At 75.4% G+C, this 19068-nt stretch carries 12 protein-coding genes and 2 rRNA genes (1 of these 14 cut by a window edge); 8 read left to right on the forward strand and 6 right to left on the reverse strand.

The genetic code is table 11. The features are described 5' to 3' along the window. Positions 1-1177, forward strand: a 23S ribosomal RNA gene (locus H7X46_RS01915); it begins 1909 nt to the left of the window's first position. A gap of 117 nt (positions 1178-1294) precedes the next feature. Continuing rightward, positions 1295-1411, forward strand: a 5S ribosomal RNA gene (gene rrf / locus H7X46_RS01920). Positions 1412-1509: 98 nt separating this feature from the next. Here rrf and H7X46_RS01925 read toward each other — a convergent pair. Genes H7X46_RS01925 through H7X46_RS01935 form a run of 3 tightly spaced genes read right to left on the reverse strand, consistent with a single transcriptional unit; the run spans position 1510 to position 3868 of the window. Further along, positions 1510-2613: a quinone-dependent dihydroorotate dehydrogenase gene (locus H7X46_RS01925; RefSeq protein WP_186357760.1), complete on the reverse strand. Its 1104-nt coding sequence runs from the start codon at positions 2611-2613 to the stop codon at positions 1510-1512. A 38-nt stretch (positions 2614-2651) separates the two neighbouring features. Further along, positions 2652-3020 carry an RNA-binding S4 domain-containing protein gene (locus H7X46_RS01930; protein ID WP_186357761.1) on the reverse strand — a complete coding sequence of 123 codons (369 nt, stop codon included), beginning with the start codon at positions 3018-3020 and terminating at the stop codon, positions 2652-2654. A 47-nt stretch (positions 3021-3067) separates the two neighbouring features. Next, entirely contained in the window at positions 3068-3868 is an 801-nt protein-coding gene (locus tag H7X46_RS01935) for an SDR family NAD(P)-dependent oxidoreductase (RefSeq protein WP_186357762.1), read from the reverse strand. A gap of 41 nt (positions 3869-3909) precedes the next feature. On the opposite strand from H7X46_RS01935, the gene H7X46_RS01940 reads away from it, so the two are divergent. Then, entirely contained in the window at positions 3910-4788 is an 879-nt protein-coding gene (locus H7X46_RS01940) for a diacylglycerol kinase family protein (RefSeq protein ID WP_186357763.1), read from the forward strand. 11 nt (positions 4789-4799) lie between these two features. Here H7X46_RS01940 and H7X46_RS01945 read toward each other — a convergent pair whose 3' ends face one another. Beyond that, entirely contained in the window at positions 4800-5630 is an 831-nt protein-coding gene (locus H7X46_RS01945) for a 2-keto-4-pentenoate hydratase (protein WP_186357764.1), read from the reverse strand. Positions 5631-5655: 25 nt separating this feature from the next. After that, positions 5656-7653 (reverse strand): 4-alpha-glucanotransferase, encoded by a 1998-nt coding sequence (malQ, locus tag H7X46_RS01950; RefSeq protein WP_186357765.1) that lies wholly within the window; start codon positions 7651-7653, stop codon positions 5656-5658. 241 nt (positions 7654-7894) lie between these two features. Here malQ and H7X46_RS01955 point away from each other — a divergent pair, with 241 nt between their 5' ends. From H7X46_RS01955 to H7X46_RS01975, 5 genes are all read left to right on the forward strand, one after another. Then, positions 7895-10630, forward strand: coding sequence for a carboxypeptidase regulatory-like domain-containing protein (locus tag H7X46_RS01955; protein ID WP_186357766.1), 2736 nt, complete (start codon positions 7895-7897; stop codon positions 10628-10630). Next, positions 10627-11490, forward strand: coding sequence for an alpha/beta hydrolase (locus H7X46_RS01960; protein ID WP_186357767.1), 864 nt, complete (start codon positions 10627-10629; stop codon positions 11488-11490). Before H7X46_RS01955 ends, H7X46_RS01960 begins: the two co-directional genes overlap by 4 nt. A gap of 84 nt (positions 11491-11574) precedes the next feature. Then, a complete protein-coding gene (locus H7X46_RS01965; RefSeq protein WP_186357768.1) occupies positions 11575-17184 on the forward strand; it encodes a SpoIIE family protein phosphatase in 5610 nt (1869 codons plus the stop codon). Between the two features lie 304 nt (positions 17185-17488). Then, on the forward strand, positions 17489-17986 hold the full coding sequence (locus tag H7X46_RS01970; RefSeq protein WP_370588562.1) for a cysteine dioxygenase family protein: 498 nt from the start codon (positions 17489-17491) through the stop codon (positions 17984-17986). Continuing rightward, positions 17983-18432 (forward strand): rhodanese-like domain-containing protein, encoded by a 450-nt coding sequence (locus tag H7X46_RS01975; protein ID WP_186357770.1) that lies wholly within the window; start codon positions 17983-17985, stop codon positions 18430-18432. The genes H7X46_RS01970 and H7X46_RS01975 overlap by 4 nt, the downstream gene beginning before the upstream one ends. On the opposite strand, the gene H7X46_RS01980 is transcribed toward H7X46_RS01975, so the two are convergent. Beyond that, on the reverse strand, positions 18381-19025 hold the full coding sequence (locus tag H7X46_RS01980; protein WP_222131163.1) for a TetR/AcrR family transcriptional regulator: 645 nt from the start codon (positions 19023-19025) through the stop codon (positions 18381-18383). The two genes, H7X46_RS01975 and H7X46_RS01980, sit on opposite strands and share 52 nt — an antisense overlap. Positions 19026-19068 lie beyond the last annotated feature (43 nt).

Genomic DNA, 19068 nt, shown 5'->3' on the forward strand with positions numbered 1-19068 from the left:
CGTGCTGGCTAGGGGTGGGTGGTCGCAGAGACCAGGCCCAAGCGACTGTTTACTAAAAACACAGGTCCGTGCGAAGTCGCAAGACGATGTATACGGACTGACGCCTGCCCGGTGCTGGAACGTTAAGAGGACCCGTTAGCCTCTTTGGGGCGAAGCGGAGAATTTAAGCGCCAGTAAACGGCGGTGGTAACTATAACCATCCTAAGGTAGCGAAATTCCTTGTCGGGTAAGTTCCGACCTGCACGAATGGCGTAACGACTTGGGCGCTGTCTCGACCACAGACTCGGCGAAATTGCATTACGAGTAAAGATGCTCGTTACGCGCGGCAGGACGGAAAGACCCCGGGACCTTTACTATAGCTTGGTATTGGTGCTCGGTTCGGCTTGTGTAGGATAGGTGGGAGACTGGGAAGCGGTCACGCCAGTGGTCGTGGAGTCGTTGTTGAAATACCACTCTGGTCGAATTGGGTGTCTGAACCTCGGGCCATGATCTGGTTCAGGGACAGTGCCTGGTGGGTAGTTTAACTGGGGCGGTTGCCTCCTAAAGGGTAACGGAGGCGCCCAAAGGTTCCCTCAGCCTGGTTGGTAATCAGGTGTTGAGTGTAAGTGCACAAGGGAGCTTGACTGTGAGACTGACGGGTCGAGCAGGGACGAAAGTCGGGACTAGTGATCCGGCACCTCCTGGTGGAAGGGGTGTCGCTCAACGGATAAAAGGTACCCCGGGGATAACAGGCTGATCTTGCCCAAGAGTCCATATCGACGGCATGGTTTGGCACCTCGATGTCGGCTCGTCGCATCCTGGGGCTGGAGTAGGTCCCAAGGGTTGGGCTGTTCGCCCATTAAAGCGGTACGCGAGCTGGGTTTAGAACGTCGTGAGACAGTTCGGTCCCTATCCGCCGCGCGCGTTGGAGACTTGAGGAAGGCTGTCCCTAGTACGAGAGGACCGGGACGGACGAACCTCTGGTGTGCCAGTTGTCCCGCCAGGGGCACGGCTGGTTGGCTATGTTCGGGAGGGATAACCGCTGAAGGCATCTAAGCGGGAAGCCTGTTCCAAGATGAGGTCTCCCACCACCTTTGAGTGGGTAAGGCTCCCAGGAGATGACTGGGTTGATAGGCCGGAGATGGAAGCCTTGTGAGGGGTGGAGTTGACCGGTACTAATAGGCCGAGGGCTTGCCATGACGTGTTGTTCGCATCCACTGTGTGACCCTGAGTCCACAACCGTGCCCGTGTCGGGGTGGTTGTGTGGGTTGGGCCCTGCGAGGGTTTCTTGTGGGGTTTATTTTTGGATAGTGTTGTCGGTGGTTATGGCGGTAGGGGAACGCCCGGTCCCATTCCGAACCCGGTAGCTAAGCCTTCCAGCGCCGATGGTACTGCACTCGTCAGGGTGTGGGAGAGTAGGTCGCCGCCGACATTCAACCTCAGAAGAGCGCCCCGGAACCGGTGAACGGTTCCGGGGCGCTTTTTCGTATGTCCAGGACCGGGCCGGCCGGTGCCCGGCCCGCGCGCCGGTCAGAGATCGGCCCCGACCGCCTGCTCGACGTTGCCGAACCCGTCGGCCCGCAGCAGCCCGGCGAGCTCGCGGTGCAGCCGCGAGGGCCAGAGCAGCCCGCCGTAGATGAACCCGGTGTAGGCCTGCACGAGCGCGGCGCCGGCCCGGATCCGGCGGTAGGCCTCGGCGGCGTCCTCGATCCCGCCGACCGAGATGACGACCTGCTCGTCGGTGAGGCGGCCGCGCAGCCGTCGGACGACCTGCCGGGCCCGCTCCGCGAGCGGGCGCCCGGAGACCCCGCCCGCCCCGGCCGCGGCAACCTCGTCGGCAGGGGCGCTGAGCCCGTCGCGGGACACGGTCGTGTTCGTGGCGACCACACCGTCGAGCCGGAGCCGGACGGCGAGGTCGGCGACGGCGTCCACGTCCGCCTCGGCGAGATCCACCGTGATCTTGACGAGCAGCGGGACGCGGCGACCCCCGGCCACCCGGTCGAGCTCCTCCCGTACCGCGACGAGCAGCGGCTCGAGCACGTCGACCTGCTGGAGGTCCCGAAGCCCGGGCGTGTTCGGGGAGCTGACGTTGACCACGACGTAGTCCGCGTAGGGACCGAGCGCGGCGGCGCTCACCCGGTAGTCGTCGGCGGCGTCCGCGGCGGCGACGGCCTTGCTCTTGCCGATGTTGACCCCCAGGACCGGCATGCCGGGGGCGGGCCGGGCCCGCAGCGCAGCCAGCCTCGGCGCGACGGCGGCCGCACCGGCGTTGTTGAAGCCCATCCGGTTGAGCAGCGCGCGGTCCTCGACGAACCGGAACAGCCGCGGCTTCGGGTTCCCGGGCTGCGCCCGCCCGGTCACGGTGCCGATCTCGACGGCCGCGAAACCGAGCCGGCCGAGCGCGAGCACGCCCCCGGCGTCCTTGTCGAACCCGGCGGCGAGGCCGAGCGGCCCCGCGAAGTCGAGCCCGAGCGCCCGCGTCCGCAGCACCGGGTCGGTGGGCGCGAGGCGACCGGCCAGCCGCGGCCCGACGACCGGGGCGCCGCCGAGGGCACGGACCGCGCCGAAGCCCATCCGGTGCGCGGGCTCGGACGGCACGTGCCGCAGGACGGTGCGCATCAGGACGTCGTACATGGGCCCATCCTCACAGGTGGGCACCGGACGGCCGACGGCTACCGGCCCCGGCGGGACAGGCCGAGCTGGTCGAGCACCCGGCGGTCCTTCTTCGTGGGCCGGCCGGCGCCCCGTTCCCGTCGCGCGAACACCGGCGTTCCGGTCGGCTCGGGCGGGGTGTGGTCGACATAGCACTCCTGCGCGATCGGGGCGCCGACCCTCTTCTCGATGATCCGGGTGACCTCGACGATCCGGTTCCGGTCGTGCATCCGGGCCCGGACACGGTCGCCGACCCGCACCGGCGAGGCCGGCTTCGCGGGCCGGTCGTTGATCCGCACGTGCCCGCCCCGGCAGGCGGTCGCGGCGTCGGCGCGGGTCTTCGCCAGGCGCACCGACCACAGCCAGCGGTCCACGCGGGTCGCGTCCATCCGGTCATCGTGCCATCGCGGGGTCGCGGTGCGCCCGGTCCCGCGGCTCAGTAGTGGGTGACGCCCGGGGTACCGCCACCGGCGGCGACCGCGTCCCCGTTGACCGCCACCGAGCGCGGCGAGCACAGGAAGGCGATGACGTCGGCGACCTCGGCGGCCGTGACGATCCGGCCGATCGTCGTCGTCGCGCCCAGCTCCGCCCGCACCGCGGCCTCGTCGGTCCCCGCGGCCGCGGCCCGCTCCGCGAGCACCCCGGGTGTCCGCTCGGTCTCGGTGATCCCCGGGTGCACCACCGTCACGTTCACCCCCTGGGGCCCGAGCTCGTGGGCGAGCGCGGCCGTCATCGACGCCACCGCGACGTTGCGCACCGACCCGACCAGCGACGTCGACCTCCGCGCGTTCAACCCGCTGACGTTCACGATCCGGCCCCAGCCCTGGGCGGTCATCAGCGGTGCCACCGCCCGCACGCAGCGCAGGTAGCCGAGGAGCTTCGTCTCCAGCTCGACACGCACGGCGTCGTCGGTGGTGCCGGCCAGATCGGACGGTGCGCCGGCGCTCGCCGGCCGCGCGGCGGCGTTCACCAGGATGTCCACCCCGCCGAAGCGGTCGGCGACCACCCCGACCGCGGCGCGCACGGCGGTGTCGTCGGTGGTGTCCGCGGGGACCGTGAGCACCTCGGGCGCGCCGGCGTCCCGCAGCGCGGCCGCGGCGGCGTCCAGCCGGCCGGCGTCGCGGGCCAGCAGCGCCACCCGGGCGCCCTCGCCGGCAAGTGCCCGCGCCACCGCGAACCCGATGCCGCGGCTGCCGCCCGTCACGATCGCCCGCCGACCGGTCAACTGGAGGTCCATGACGTCCACCGTGCCGCACCGATCCCGTCTACGCTGCGCGCGTGGCCGAGCCGATCGACTCCGTCCTGATCGTGTTCAATCCCGGGAGCACCGGCGACGCCGGCGCGCACGCCCGCGCGCTGCGCGACGAGCTGGCCGCGGCCCGCTCCGAGCTGCCCGTGGAGCTGCGCCCGACCGAGTACGCCGGGCACGCCCGCGACATCGCGCGTGAGGTCGCGTCCGGGCCGGGGCGACCGTTGATCGTCTCGGCCAGCGGGGACGGCGGGTACAACGAGGTCGTCAACGGGATCGTGGACGTGCCCGGGACCGGTGCCGCGGCGGCCGTCCTCGCGGCCGGGAACGCGAACGACCACGAGCGCGTCACCGCACGCCGCCCGCTCGCCGAGGCGATCCTGGACGGCCGCACCGAGCGCATGGACCTCCTGGAGCTGCACCGCGGGGACGGCCCGCCCCGGTACGCCCACTCCTACATCGGGTTCGGGCTGACCCCGGTCGTCGCCCTGGAGATCGAGGAGGGCGGCAAGGGCACGCTGCGGGAGGTGCTCACCACCGTGCGGTCGTTCTGGGCGTTCACCCCGTTCGAGATCGAGTTCTCGGCCGGGGAGCGGCGGCGGATCGACAACCTGGTCTTCGCGAACATCGGCGAGATGGCCAAGGTCGCCGAGCTCAGCGAGGACAGCAGGCCGGACGACGGCCGGTTCGAGGTCGTCCTGCTCGAACACCGTCCCAAGTGGAAGCAGGTGGCGATCGCGGTGCGGGCGGCGCTGCGCGGGCTCGGGCGGCAGCCGGCCACGTCGGAGTTCCGGTTCACGACCTGCGCGCCGATGCCGGTGCAGATCGACGGCGAGGTGGACGACGTCGCGGCCGGGACCGAGGTCCGCGTGCGGTGCGCGGCCGGCGCGCTGCGCGTCGTGCGCTGACCCCCGGCCGGTCAGGCCGGGGCGAGGGTGCACTCGACCGAGCCGAGGGCGCCGCCCGCACCGAAGCTCGCGCGGACCGTCGCGCCGGGCCGGACCGCGACCGGAACCGTCGTCGTCCCGGTGGTGACCACGGTGCCTGCCTCCAGGCGTGCTCCGTGCCGGGGCAGGTCCTCGGCCAGCCAGGCCAGCGCCGTCCACGGATCGCCCAGGACGGCCGCGCCGCTGCCGGTGGCGCTCTCGTCGTCGACCTGCAGGAGGGTCGGGGTGGCGGCCAGGTCCAGGCCCGGCGCGCCCTCGATCTCCGGACCGAGCACGAACCGGCCGGCGCACGCGGCGTCGGCCAGCAGCGAGGGGGCCCCGGCCCCGGCGAAGTCCTCGAACCGCGACTCGGGCAGCTCCAGCGCACAGTGGATTGCTGCCACCGCCGCCCGCAGCTCCGCAGGGGACACACCGGCGTCCACGGCGGACCCCAGTACGAACGCGAACTCCGCCTCCGCCACGGCCATGTGCAGGTCTCCGGAGGGGACGGTGTCCCCCGACGCGTGGCGGAACCGGTCGAAGAGGACACCGGCCAGCGGGGCGTCCACCCCGATGTGTGCCTGACCGGCGGGTGCGGTCGCGGCCAGCTTCCAGCCGTACGACGGCCCGGCGCGTTCGGACAGTCGCTGCTGGGCCGCGAAGCCCTCGGCGAGGGTCCGCGGACGCAGCAGCTCGGGCAGGGTGCGGAGGCGCTCGCCGGTCGTCCAGGCCTGCCACAGGGCACCGGCGGTGCCGTCGGCTCGGACCAGGTCGACGGCCGACGGGTCCACGGCGCCGCGGCCGGTGTCGCTGTGTGCGGTCATCGGTGCGGATACTGCCAGGTCACCGTCACGGCGCGGACCGCCGGTTCAGGACCTCGGCGACGCGCCGGACCCGGTCGTCGGCCAGCGCGTCCTCCAGGCTGGCCGGGAGCGGGATCCGCCAGTTCGGGTACTCGTCGACGGTGCCGGGCAGGTTCGGCTGGCGGGCCTCCCCGAGGACGTCGTACAGCGACGCCAGCACCACCGAGGACCGTGCCGACGCCAGCAGCTCGTGCAGCGCCACGATGACGGTGTCCTCGTCGGGCTCCTCCGTGGACGCCAGCAGTCCCTCCGAGACCAGCAACGCGAGCAGCTCCTCGCGCTCGGCGCCGGCCTTCGCCTCCTCGGCGGCGGGGTCGTCCAGCAGGCCGAGCTCCGCGCGGACCCGGACGTGCTCGCCCCGCAGGAAGCCAGGCGCCGTCGGCAGATCGTGCGTGGAGATCGTCGCGACCGACCGCTCGGGCCAGCGCGAGGGCGGGCGCAGCGGGCCGTCGTCACCCCCGGTCACGGGGTCCGGGTCGCGGGAGAACCACAGGACCGTCGACCCGAGCAGGTTGCGCTCGGCCATGTCCTCGCGGATCTCCGGGACCACCGTCCCGAGATCCTCGCCGACCACCAGGGCACCGGCCCGGTGCGCCTCCAGGAGCAGGACGGCGAGCATCGCCTCGGCGTCGTAGTGGACGTAGGTGCCGCGGTCGGCGGTCTGCCCGGCCGGCACCCACCACAGCCGCCACAGCCCCATCACGTGGTCGATGCGCAGCGCGTCCGCGTGCGTCAGCAGAGCACGGACCATGTCGCCGAACGCGCGGTAGCCGGTGTCCGCCAGGCGGTCCGGCCGCCACGGTGGCAGGCCCCAGGTCTGGCCGCGCTGGTTGAACGCGTCCGGCGGCGCGCCGACGGTGGCGTCCAGGGCCAGCACGTCCTGCAGCATCCAGGCGTCCGCGCCCTCCGGGTCGCAGCCGACGGCCAGGTCGTGGATGACGCCGATCGGCATCCCCGCCTCGCGGGCCGCCGCCCGGACCCCGGCCAGCTGCGCCTCGGCCTGGCGCTGCACCCAGGAGTGGAAGGCGATCCGCGGGGCGAGCTCACGCCGTGCCGCGGCGACCCCGGGGCCGTCCGGCCGGCGGAGACCGTCCGGCCACAGCGACCAGCGGCCGCCGTGGCGTTCGGCGAGGGCGCAGAACGTGGCGAACGAGGTCAGGTCGTCGTCCCGGTCCCCGCCGTCCGGGCGCCCCGCGTTGCGCCACAACGCTTCCAGCGCCGACCGCTTCGCCGCCCACACCCGGTCGTGCGCGATCCGGTCGCCGGTGGTCTCCGGGCGCAGCGCGTCGACCTCGGCCCGGGTGGCGGCGTCCGCGCCGGCGTAGGCGGGAAGGTCGGTGATCCGCAGCGCCAGCGGGGTGGCGTAGCGGCGGGACGACGGCGTGTACGGCGAGGGCTGGACCGGCGGCACCGGGGTGATCGCGTGCACCGGGTTGAGCAGCACCGCGCCGGCACCGTGGCCGCCGCGCACGAGGTCGGTCAGGTCGCCGAGGTCCCCGATGCCCCAGGACCTGCGGGAGTGCAGCGCGTAGAGCTGCAGCATCCAGCCCCACGTCCGCGGCGGGTCGGGCAGCCGCGGCGGAGCGACGACGACGGTCGTGCGGCCGGCCCCGGTCTCCAGCAGGTAGCGGCCCGGCTCCAGCCCGGCCGGCAGCTCACCGTCCACATCGGAGGCCCAGCCGTCCTCGGCGCGGCGGCCGTCGGTGGCGGTGAGCCGGCCGCGGCCCGGGACCCGGCGGGCCCGGTCACTGCGGTGCCCGATCGTCGGCGGCAGCGTTCCCGCCGCGGCCTTCTCCCGCGCGCCGGCGAGCGCGACCCGCTCGGCGGCCGGGCCGTCGACGTCGACCTCCAGCAGGCCGAGCACCGACCGCACCACTGCGGCGTCGATCGGCCGCTCGGTGCGGGTGCCGTCCAGGAACGAGGTCGCGACGCCGTGCGCGGCGGCGATCTCGGCGAGCTCGGGGGACACCGGGTCGCTGGTCATGGGACGATCCTGGCCGATCGACGCGGACGCGGCCCGCCCGGTGGGTGGATGATCCGGACGACACGCGGGCCGGGGTTCGTCCGCCCCGGTCACCGGGTGATCGGTGCTACGGTGCGTCGCCGGACGCGCCGACCGGGTCACGGATCCTGCCGGACCGTGGACCCGCACGGGGCGCCGGACCTGCCCGGGCCACGACCAGCGTCGTCGGCCCGGCTTCGTCCGTTCCGGCAGGAGGATCCAGATGTCGACGTGGGCCCTGCTGGGGCTGTTGGTGGTGGTGCTGGTGGCCGTCGGGATCGCAGCGTTCCTGCGGTGGGGGCGGAACCGGGACGAGAAGCCGGCGTCCGGCGACGCGCCGCCCCGCACGGTCGCGGATCTGGTCGAGCGGCGAGCCCGCGGCGAGGACGACGGCCGGCAGCGGCCGGCGCCGGACGAGGCCGGTGACGAGCGTGCCGCCGACCGCGGCGCCGAGCGAGGGACCTCGGACGACGGCGACGACCGCGCGACCGGGGAAGCGGCCGGCGCCGATCGCCCGGTCCGGGACGCCGAGTCGCCCGGCGATGGTGCCGACGACGCGTCCGGTGGTGCGGATGCCGCTCCGGAGCGTGCGGCCGCCGGCGCCGCTCCCGGCGCCGGCGCGGCCGCCGATGCCGGTGCTGCCGGATCGGCTGATGCGTCCACGGACGCCGGCGCGCCCACCGGTGCCGACACTGCCGCCGCGGCGCGGCCCGCGCTCGGCCCGACGCACTCGTCCGCGCCCGACATCACCCCGGTTCCGGAGGGTGAGGACGCCACGGACCGGATCCCCGAGACCGAGCCGGTCACGCCGCGGATCACCCCGCGGGTCAGCGCCGGCCCGATCGGCCCTCCGTGGTCGCGCGGGTTCAAGGACGGCAAGCCGGTCGAGCCCGTCGAGCCGCCCACCGCCCCGACCCGGCCGGTGCCCAGGCCGTCCCCGGTGGCGCGGCCCCGCCCGGACGAGCCGGCGGACGCCGAGACCGCGAGCCGTGGGCCCGACAGCTCGGCCCCCGACATCAGCACCCCGTCGACGGGCACGGAGCGGGCGCCGAGGCCGCACCCGGATCGGACGACCTCACCGTCCACCGAGGACGGTCCGGGTGACGTCGCCGGTTCGGGTGGGGAGAGCTCGAGCGCCGGCAGCGCGGACAGCCCGGCCACCGCGGCGCGCGCGGATGAGTCACGCACGGCGGGCCGCGCGGGTGACACGGCCGATGCGGGCCGCGCGGACGGCGCGGATGCAGGTGGCTCGGGTGGCGGCGCGGGCAGCCCGGACGACGCGGGCGACGGAGGCTCGGGCACGTCCGGGGGCGGCGCGGTCGCGGCCGTGGCCGGTGGCGCGGCCCTCCTCGGTGGGGCAGCCGCGTTCCGGGCGTCGCGCGGCGACCGCGAACCGTCCGCTGCGGAGCCGGCGTCCGGCAGCACCGAGGCCCGGACGGGCACCGATACCCGGACGGCCGCCGGCACCGACGCTGCGGCAACCCCCGCGAACAGCACGGCCGCCGATGCCGGGCAGGGCACCGATGTCCGGACGGGCGGTAGCGCAGGCCGGAGCGAGGAGGACGCCCGCTCCGACGACACCGTCCTGGCCGGGCCCGACCGCGGGCCTGCTCCGGACGAGCCCGCGCACGAGGTGGAGGTCGAGGCGATCAGCGCGAGCCACCCGCGCCGCGCGGTCACCGACTCCGCCACCGACGCCGCGGCCGACTTCGGGCGCGGCGCCGCATCGAGCGACACCCGCTCCGAGGGCACCGAGGCCGCCACCGACCGCACTGACGCCGGCACGGACGCCGACGCCGAGTCCGCCACCGGCGCCGCCGCGGCCGTGCCGCGGCCCGCCGTCCCGCCCCGCCCGGACCCCCGCTCCCCGGTCGACCCGGACCTGGTCAGGCGGGTCACGACCGTCCCCGCCGAACGACCGGCCGGCCGGGGTGCGGCCACGCCCGACACCGAGCGGGAGTTCCGCGAGGCCCGGGACCGGATCGCCGCCCAGCACGCATGGCCGGGTGGTCGCGTCCCGGAGCAGCAGGGCGCTCCCGACCCGGACCCGGCGCGGACCGGCCGGTCGGCGATGATCGGCCTGGTGCCGGGTGGGGCCGGCTCGTCCGAGGCACGGGAGAGCGCCGAGCCCGCGCCCCGGCCGGCACCCCGGGTGCTGCGTTCGGCCCGCCCGGCGGGCGGGGCCGGCACCGGATCCCGCGGCGAGGCCCCGGCCGCGGCCGGGGCGCAGACCACCACGCCGGAGACGGCACCGTCGACCGGACCGGAGGCGTCCCCGACCGTGACACCGACCTCGACCGCGACACCGACAGCCGCGACACCGGCGACCGGGACACCGACAGCCGGGGCACCGGCCGCCGCGACACCGGCGACCGCGACACCGCCCCCGCCCGGCACCGGGCGCACCGAGGACGTTGCCCTCACCGTGCCCCGCTCCGGTCCCGAACCCGAGTCGATCGTCCCCGGCACCCCGCCGCAGGACATCGAGGTGCGCGTCGTCGGCCCGGACGACCACGCGCTGGCCGGCACGGCCGTCGACGTCCGCGACCGGGCAGGCGCACCTGCCGGCTCCGCGGTGACCGGGTCCGACGGCGTCGCCCGGGTTCCGGTGCCGGGAGCCGGCGAGTTCGTCGTCGTCGCCCGTCCGGACGGGTACCGACCCGGCGTCGCCGCCTGCACCGTCGGGAGCTCCGCCGCGCACGTCACCCTCCGGCTGCGCCGGGCGTCCGCGGTCCACGGCACCGTCCGGACCGCGGGAGGCCGCCCGGCCGCGGGAGTCGCCGTCGTCCTGGAGCAGGACGGCGAGCCGGTCGCCGAGGCCCGCTCCGGCACCGACGGCACCTACCACCTGCCCGACCTCGATGCCGGGCGGTACCGGCTGGTCGCCGGGTCCGGCACCGGTGTCGACGTCGAGGTCCCGGCGTGCGGCGACGTCGAGCAGGACGTGACCGGGGCGTGACCACCGGCCCGGACGTCGAGGGCCGGCTGCCCGGCGTCGGTGGGGTCGAGCTGTACTGGCAGGCCTGGCTGCCCGACGGCGACCCGACCGGCGTCCTGCTGATCAGCCACGGCATCGGCGAGCACTCCGGCCGCTACGGCACGGTCGTCGACGCCGTGCTGCCCGACGGGTGGGCGGTCTACGGCCTCGACCACCGGGGCCACGGCCGCTCCGGCGGGACCCGGGTCCACGTCCGGCGCTACGACGACCTGCTGCAGGACTTCGAGACCTTCCGGCGCGAGGTCGTCGCCCGCCACCCGGGGCTGCCGGTCTTCCTGCTGGGGCACAGCCTGGGCGGCCAGATCGCGCTCGCCTACGCCCTGCGCCACCAGGACCGGATCGCCGGGCTCGCGCTGTCCGCGCCCGCGCTCGCGTCCGACACGGTCCCCGCCGCCCTGGTCCCGGTGCTGTCAGCGGTGTCCCGGGTGCTGCCCCTGGCCCGCCCGGTCGGGATCGACACGTCCGCGATCAGCTCCGACCCGGCCGTCGTCGACGACTACCAGGCCGACCCGCTCGTGCACCACGGCAAGCCGACCCTGGCCCTCGGCGCCGCCGTCTACGCCCAGATGGCCACCCTGCCGCCCCGGAGCGCGGAGCTGCGGGTGCCCGTGCTGGTGCAGCACGGCACCGCCGACCGGCTCACCGATCCGGCCGGGACCCGCAAGCTCGACGAGGCCAGCGGTTCCGCCGACACCACGGTGCGCTGGTACGAGGGGCTCTGGCACGAGATCTACCACGAGCCCGGGCGGGCGGCCCCGCTCACCGACCTGCGGCAGTGGCTCGCCGAGCGCCGTGACGCCGCCCGGCGCCGCTCCGGCTGAGCGCCCGCGCGGGGATCTCGGCCTGCCGGACACGGCCGGTGATGGGATCGTGGGACGGCGATGCGGAACGGGGTGGCGCGCACGGTGACCGAGACCGACGGGCGGACGGCGGGTGAGGCCGTCCCGGTGCGCACCCTGCTGGAGACGACCGACTGGTCGGCGACCCCGCTCGGTCCGCGCGATCGCTGGAGCCGCGAGCTCACCGACACCGTCGGGTTCCTGCTGGAGAGCACGCAACCGCTGGTCGTCGGGTGGGGGCCGGAGCTGGTGCTGCTCCACAACGACGCGTTCGCCGCGCACGCCGGGCTCCGGCGTCCCCGAGGGTTCGGCCGCCCGCTCCGCGAAAGCTGGCCGGAGGTCAGCGCCCACCTGTCCGACGAGCTGCAGGAACTGCTGTCCGGCAAGCGCACGGACCTGTACCGGACCGAGGACCGGATCGTCCTGGACCGGCGGGGCACTCCCGAGGCGACCTGGTGGAACTACTCGGTGACACCGGTCCGCGGGCCGTCCGGCGAGGTCCTCGGCCTGGTCGCGCCGGTCACCGAGGTCACCGGGAGCGTGGTGAACGCCCGCCGGATGAGCCTGCTCGCCGCGCTGGGCGAGGTGGCCCGCGACGCGCCGTCGCTCGACGTCGCCCTCGACCGGCTCGCGACCGTCCTGGACCGGGCGGCCGAGGAGGTGGCCTGCGCGGCCGTCGTCGCCTGCGGCCCGGACGCGCGGACGCTCACCACCGTCCGGATCGACGGCGCCCCGGAACCGTGGGTGCCCACCGAGCCGGGGTCCGGCGTGGAGTTCGTGCGCGTCGACCCGGCCACCGTGGACGGCGGGGGGCCGCCGGTCACCGAGGTGGCCCGGTCCGTCCTGCACACCTCCGGTGGTGACCGCGCCGCCGTGCTCATCGGGGTGGCACCGCTGCTGCCCCTCGACGACGCCCACCGCTCGTTCCTGCGGCTGGTCGTCGGGCACGTCGAGGCGGTCCTCGGCACCGCGCTGGCGCACGACCGCGAGCGGGACCGGCGCGACGACCTGCACTCCGCCGAGCAGACCCGCGCCGACTACTACGCCCGGCTCGGTGACCGGTTCCGCGACCCGCTGACGCTCGTCCTGGGCCCGCTGGAACGGCTGCGGACGCACTCCGACACGGGGGTCCGCACCGACGCGGCGCTCGCCCAGCGCAACGCGGAACGGATGCTCAAGCTCGTCGACGGCCTGCTCGACGTCTCGGCGCTGCAGTCGGGCAAGCAGGAAGGCTGGTTCGCCCCGACCGAGCTGGGCACCACCACCGCGGAGATCGTCGCGGCGTTCGCGCCCGTCCTGGACCGTGCCGGGCTCACCCTGGAGGTCGACTGCCCGCCCGCAGGGCGGCCGGTCTGGGTCGACCGGGACGCCTGGGAGAAGATCGTCCTCAACCTGCTCAGCAACGCCGTCAAGTACACGATGGACGGTGGGGTGACGGTCCAGCTCCGCGAGGACGGCGAGCAGGTCGTGCTGCGGGTGTCCGACACCGGGGTCGGGATCGGCGAGGACGAGATCGGCCTGGTCTTCGAGCGCTTCTCCCGCCAGGGCCACCGGCGCGGGCGGAGCGCGGAGGGCAGCGGGCTCGGCCTGCCCCTGATCCGCCAGCTCGTCCGGATGCACGGCGGGAGCATCGACGTCGCGAGCACCCTCGACGAGGGGAGCACGTTCACCGTGCGGCTCCCGCTCGGCTTCGCCCACCTCCCCCCGGACCGGCTCGTGCGCGCACGGGTCGGGGCCCGCACCACGCCGCAGCTCGCCGGCCCCTACGTCGCCGAGGCGCTGCGCTGGCTGCCCGACCCGCCGGACGGGTCCGCCGCAGCCCGGCAGGCCCCGGCGAGCCGCGGACGCTCGGTGGACGGCTCGGTCGTCGACGGCCTGAACGTCGTGCCCTCCGAGCGGCTGCTCGTCGTCGACGACGACCGCGAGATGCGCGGCTACCTGAGCGACCTGCTCAGCGAGGAGTGGACCGTGCGGGTGGTCGCCGACGGCGCCGCCGCCCTGGAGGCCGCCCGCACCGACCCGCCCGACCTGGTCGTCGCCGACGCCGCGCTGCCCGCCGGGCCCGACGCGGGTGACGACGCGTCCCCGCGCGGTGGCATCGAGCTGCTCCGGGCGCTGCGGTCGGACCCCCGCACGGTCGGGGTGCCGGTGGTGCTGCTGTCGTCGCGCGCCGGGGAGGAAGCGGCCGTCGAGGGGTTCGCCGCCGGCGCCGACGACTACCTGGTCCGCCCGTTCTCGTCCCGGGAACTGCTCGCCCGGGTCGCGAACCACCTGCAGCTGGGCCGGGTCCGGCGGGCCGCCGAGCTGCAGTTCCGGGCCATGGCGGACTCCACCCCGGCGCTGATCTGGGTGGACGACCCCGGTGGGCACCGGCTGTTCGTCAACCGCGGCTGGCTGGACTTCACCGGCGCCGAGGACCCGTCGCGCGAGCTCGGGCACGACTGGCGCCGCCGCATCCACCCCGACGACCGGGAGCGCTACCGCACGGTGACGTCCGCGGCGGCCCGCGCGCACGCCCCGTTCGAGGTCGAGTACCGGCTCCTCGACCGGTCCGGGCACTACCGCTGGGTGCTCGACCGCGGCGCCCCCGTGCGGGACGGCGAGCGCTCGGCCGGATACGTCGGCGGCTGCCTCGACATCGACGTCCAGCACCGGGAGCGGCGGCGGCACCGCATCTACTCCGAGGTCGCCGAGTCACTGGAACGGGAGATCACCCGGACCGGGCGGACCGACCAGCTCGTCCGGGCGATCGTCGACGACCGGCTGGCCGACGTCGCGCTCGTGCACGACGCCGATCCCGAGGAGAACGCCGGCACGCTCGCGGTGGCCGCTGCCCGGTCCGCGCTCGAGCCGTCGCTGTGGCGGCTCGTCCCGCTCGTCCCGGTCGGTGACGGGTCCGACCGTCCCGAGATCGTCGACGAGCAGCGGCTCGAGGAGATGCTCGCCCGGCTCCCCGCGGCGCAGCGCCGCGCCTGGGAACGGCTGCGGATCCGCTCGGCGATGATCGTCCCGCTGCCGGCCCGCGGCCGGACCAGCGCCGTGCTGACCGCCGTCCGGAGCGAGCCGGGCGAGCCCTACACCGACGACGACCTCGACATGCTGTCCGAGGTCGGCCGCCGGGCCGGGCTCGCCGTCGACAACGCGCGGCTGCTGGAGCAGGAACGTTCCTCCGCGCAGCGGCTCGGCCTGCTGCACCGGGCGACCGCGAAGATGTCGGCGGCGGCCACCGCCGGCGAGGTCGCGGCCATCGCCGCCGACCACATCGTCGACCTGCTCGATGCCGACTTCGCCGGCCTGTGGGAGGTCCGCGGGGCGTGGCTGGAGGCACTCACCGGGCACGGCTGGGACCGGGAGCTGTGGCAGCGCGCCGGCCGGATCGCGGTGGACGCGCCGATGGTGTTCGCCGACGTGCTCGCCGACCGGGAGCCGCGCTGGTTCACCGCGGCGCGGGAGTGGGCCGCCCGGTACCCGGCGCAGATCGGGGTCGCCCCGGAGCACGCGCAGGCCGCCGGCTACCTCCCGCTGGTCGCCGGCGGCCGGACGCTGGGCGTGCTCTCGGTGTCGATGCTCGCCGAGCGGAAGCTGTCCGAGGCGGACAAGGAGGCGGCGGCCGCGGTCGCCGAGCTGGCGGCACAGGCACTGGACCGGGCGTCCATGCTGGACGCCGAGACCGAGGCGCGGCGGCTCGCCGAGCGGCTCGGGGCGGTCGCCACCGGGCTCGCCAGGGCGACCGACCTGGAATCGGTGGCCGAGGTCGTCGTCGAGCACGGCCGCAGCTCGATCGGGGCGGAGGCGGTGGCCGTCCTGGTCGTCGACGACCACGGCGGGCTCTCGCTGCTCGACGAGGCAGGCTGGCCGGAGGACGGCCCACCCATGCGCACCCCCAGCCGGAACCACCCGCTGCGGCTCGCGGTGACCAGCGGCGAACCGGTCTGGAACGCGCACGACCTCTCGGCGGCGCGCCGCTACCCGGTGCACACCGCGGTGCCGCTGATGGTCGCCGCCCGGCCGATCGGCGTGATCGGGTTCCGGTTCCCCCGCGAGCCGTCGTTCAGCCCGGAGCAGCAGAGCTTCGTGCGGACCCTGGCCAACCAGTGCGCGCAGGCGATCGTGCGCGCGCAGCTGCACCAGGCCGAGCACGAGGTCGCGGTGACGCTGCAGCGCAGCCTGCTGCCGCAGAAGCTGCCGGACATCGACCGGCTGTCGCTGGCCACCCGGTACCGGCCCGGGACCCAGGGCACGGAGGCCGGCGGCGACTGGTTCGACGTCCTGGAGCTCGACGACGGCGTGGTCGCGCTGGTCGTCGGGGACGTCGTCGGGCGCGGCCCGGCCGCCGCGGCGGTGATGGGGCAGCTGCGCAGCGCCGTGGCCGCGAACCTGGTCAACGGCCAGTCCCCGGCCCGGGCGCTGGAACAGCTCGACCAGTACGCGCTGCGGGTCCGCGGGGCGACGGCGAGCACGGTCGCGATCGCGACCATCGACATCGGCACCGGGGAGCTGTGCTACTCCAGCGCCGGGCACCCGCCGCCGCTGGTGGCCGGTGCCGGCGGGGTGCGCACCCTCTCCGACGGGCGCGGGGTGCCGCTGGGCATCTCCGGCCGGCCGCCGTTCGCCGAGGCCACCGAGCGGATGGAACCGGGGGAGACCATCCTGCTGTGCTCGGACGGCCTGTTCGAGCGCCGCGACGAGGTGATCGACGACGGTCTGGCCCGGCTCGCCGATGCGTTCGGCGACCTCGCCGGGTCCCAGCCCCGGGACATGGCCGACACGCTGCTCAACCGCATGTCGGAGGGCGTGTCGGTGCCCGACGACACGGTCGTCGTCGTGGCCCGGCTGATGCCGCCGCCGCTGCGGGTCGGCATCGACCCCGACCCGACCCGGCTGGCGCCGCTGCGCCGGGCCGTCGCCGGCTGGGCGAGCACCTGCGGGATGGGCCCGGACGCGGTCAGCGACCTGCAGCTGACCGTCGGCGAGGCGGTCACCAACTCGATCGAGCACGCCTACGGCAGCGCGGCCGAGCGACCCGGCATCGACGTGGAGCTCGCGGTCGTCGCCGACGGCTCGGTCGCGGCCCGGGTGACCGACTACGGCCGCTGGCGGCCCCCGCCCGCCGACCCGGGCTACCGCGGGCGCGGGCTCGCGCTGATCCGGGAGCTGGCCGAGGACGTGCAGATCGCGCCCTCGGACTCGGGGACCACGGTGCGGTTCCGGCTGCCGGCCACCCCGGTCGACGTGGGCGCTCCCGGCGCCGGGCCGCCCGTGGAGTTCGTCGCCGGGGAGCCCGGCCCCGACCGGGAACCCGCCGGGGCCCCGTCCGGTCCGCGGCCGGCGCCGTCGGGGGACGGTGACGCGCGGCCGGCCGCGACCCGGCTGCGGGCCGCCCCGGACGCGCACGGGGTGCGGCTCACGATCGTCGGGGACCTGGACCTCGAGGGCGTCGCGTCGGTCCGCGGGCCGCTCATGGAGCACCTCGCCCGCGGCCTGCCGGTCACGCTGAACCTGGCGTCGGACGCGTTCGTCAGCAGCGCCGGGATCGCGCTGCTGTCCGAGGCGGCCCGCCGGATGCGGGCCGAGGGCGTCCCGCTGACCCTCGTCGCCCCGAGCGGGAGCCAGGCCCGGCGCTCGCTCGTGCTGGCCGGGCTGGACACCGTGATCGGGATGTCCGACGAGGGCTGAACGTCCGGTGCCGGCCACGCCGGTCCGAGCCAGGTTGTCCGGACACGGCCGGCCCGCTCCCGGGGGCCGGACGCGGAGTTGAACCGCTGTGTCGCCCTGTGGTGGCATCGTCGGCATGAGTCAGGCGGCGGCCCTCGGACCCCTCTGGGGCACCCGTCGCGCCGACCACTTCGACCAGGGCTGTCGCGCGAGCTGAGGAAACCGGCCCCGCTCACCCGACCGTCCCTGGAGTACCACCGTGTCCGCGCCCGCCCATGCGTCCCGTCCTGCCCGCTCGCGCCCTGCCCCGGTCCACGCCCGGCCGGTGGCCGCCCCCACCCCGTACGACCTCGACGACCTGCAGGAGCTGACCCGCGAGATCGCGGCCGAGGTCCGCGCCGGCCGGCACGAGATCGTCGTCGACCCGGTACGCCGCTGGCACCGGCTGCTGCTCAGCGACGGCCTCGTCGACGTCTGGCTGATCAGCTGGGCCACCGGGCAGATCGCCGAACTGCACGACCACGCCGGCTCGATCGGGGCGCTGACCGTCGTGTCCGGGACGCTGACCGAGCGCCGCTGGAGCGGGCCGACCGGCCTGCGGACCCGCACCCTGCGGCACGGCCGCGGCGCCGGGTTCCCGCTCGGGCACGTGCACGACGTCGCGAACACCGCGGAGGACGCCGCGGTCAGCGTGCACGCCTACTCGCCGCCGCTGTCGGCGATGTCGTACTACGACGTGGAGGAGGCGCCGGGGACGGCCGGGCACCGGCGGCTGCGCCGCACCCGCACCGAGCTCGTCGCACCCGGGCAGGGGGCGGGATGAGCGTCACCGACCCGGGTCGGGCGAGTGTCGCCGACCTGCTCGTCGCCGCGCGTGCCCGGCTGGACCGGCCGGGTCCGCACCGGGCCGCGGCGCTGGTCGCCGCCGGCGCGCACCTGGTGGACACCCGACCGGGCTGGCAGCGGGTCGAGGAGGGCGCGATCCCCGGAGCCCTGGTGATCGAGCGCAACCACCTGGAGTGGCGGCTCGACCCCGCCTCGGACGCCCGCATCCCGCAGGCGACCGACCACGACGCCACCTGGGTGCTGTTCTGCTCCGAGGGCTACAGCTCCAGCCTGGCCGCGGCGTCCCTGCAGGATCTCGGCCTGCACCGGGCCACCGACCTCGACGGCGGGTTCCGGGCGTGGGCGGCGGCCGGACTGCCGACCGAGCCCGGTCAGGACGGCCCGTCGGCGGCGACCAGGCCGCCGTGCCGGGTGTCGAGGTAGCCGGAGACCAGCGCGGTCAGCTCGTCGACGACGACGTCCCGGCCGAACCCCGGGCGCTCCAGCACGAAGCCGGTGGTCAGGTGCTCGACGGTGCGCACGACCGTCCAGGCCGCCGCGCGCGCGGTGTCCGCGCCCGCCGCGCCGCGGGTGAGCAGGACCGTGGCCACGAGGTCGTCGATCCGGTGGGCGAAGGCCGCCCGGCGGCCACCGGGGGAGCGGGGCAGCTGGTCGACGATCACGCGGAGCAGGTCGGGCTCCTCGGCGAACGCGTCGAGCAGCGCGTCGAGGGTCGCGCGGACCACGGGCGCCGTGCTCCCGGCCGGCACCCCACCGCCGAGCACGTCCAGGAACGCGCGCGAGACGCGAGCCTCCATCGCGTCCAGGTAGCGGTCGAGCACCTCGGCCAGCACGGCCTCCTTGTCCGGGAAGTACTGGTAGAGCGAGCCGGGGGAGATGCCGGCCGCGGCCGCGATCCGATTGGTCGAGGCGCCGTCGTACCCGCGCGCGACCAGGACGTCCCGGCCGGCCTCGACGATCCGTTCCACCATGCGCCGCGACCGCTCCTGCCGGGGCTGCCGTCGCCGGCCGCTCACCCCGGGCTCCCGAACGCGCGTTGAACGCGAGTCATGACTCGTG

It is taken from the genome of Pseudonocardia sp. C8, assembly GCF_014267175.1.
Taxonomy (GTDB): domain Bacteria; phylum Actinomycetota; class Actinomycetes; order Mycobacteriales; family Pseudonocardiaceae; genus Pseudonocardia.

Excerpts from the sequence above, each read along its gene's own strand:
- H7X46_RS01945 (WP_186357764.1), bottom strand. The coding sequence starts at position 5,630 with ATGACCGCACACAGCGACACCGGCCGCGGCGCCGTGGACCCGTCGGCC.
- H7X46_RS01930 (WP_186357761.1), bottom strand. The coding sequence starts at position 3,020 with ATGGACGCGACCCGCGTGGACCGCTGGCTGTGGTCGGTGCGCCTGGCG.
- H7X46_RS01935 (WP_186357762.1), bottom strand. The coding sequence starts at position 3,868 with ATGGACCTCCAGTTGACCGGTCGGCGGGCGATCGTGACGGGCGGCAGC.
- H7X46_RS01975 (WP_186357770.1), top strand. The coding sequence starts at position 17,983 with ATGAGCGTCACCGACCCGGGTCGGGCGAGTGTCGCCGACCTGCTCGTC.
- malQ (WP_186357765.1), bottom strand. The coding sequence starts at position 7,653 with ATGACCAGCGACCCGGTGTCCCCCGAGCTCGCCGAGATCGCCGCCGCG.
- H7X46_RS01955 (WP_186357766.1), top strand. The coding sequence starts at position 7,895 with ATGTCGACGTGGGCCCTGCTGGGGCTGTTGGTGGTGGTGCTGGTGGCC.
- H7X46_RS01925 (WP_186357760.1), bottom strand. The coding sequence starts at position 2,613 with ATGTACGACGTCCTGATGCGCACCGTCCTGCGGCACGTGCCGTCCGAG.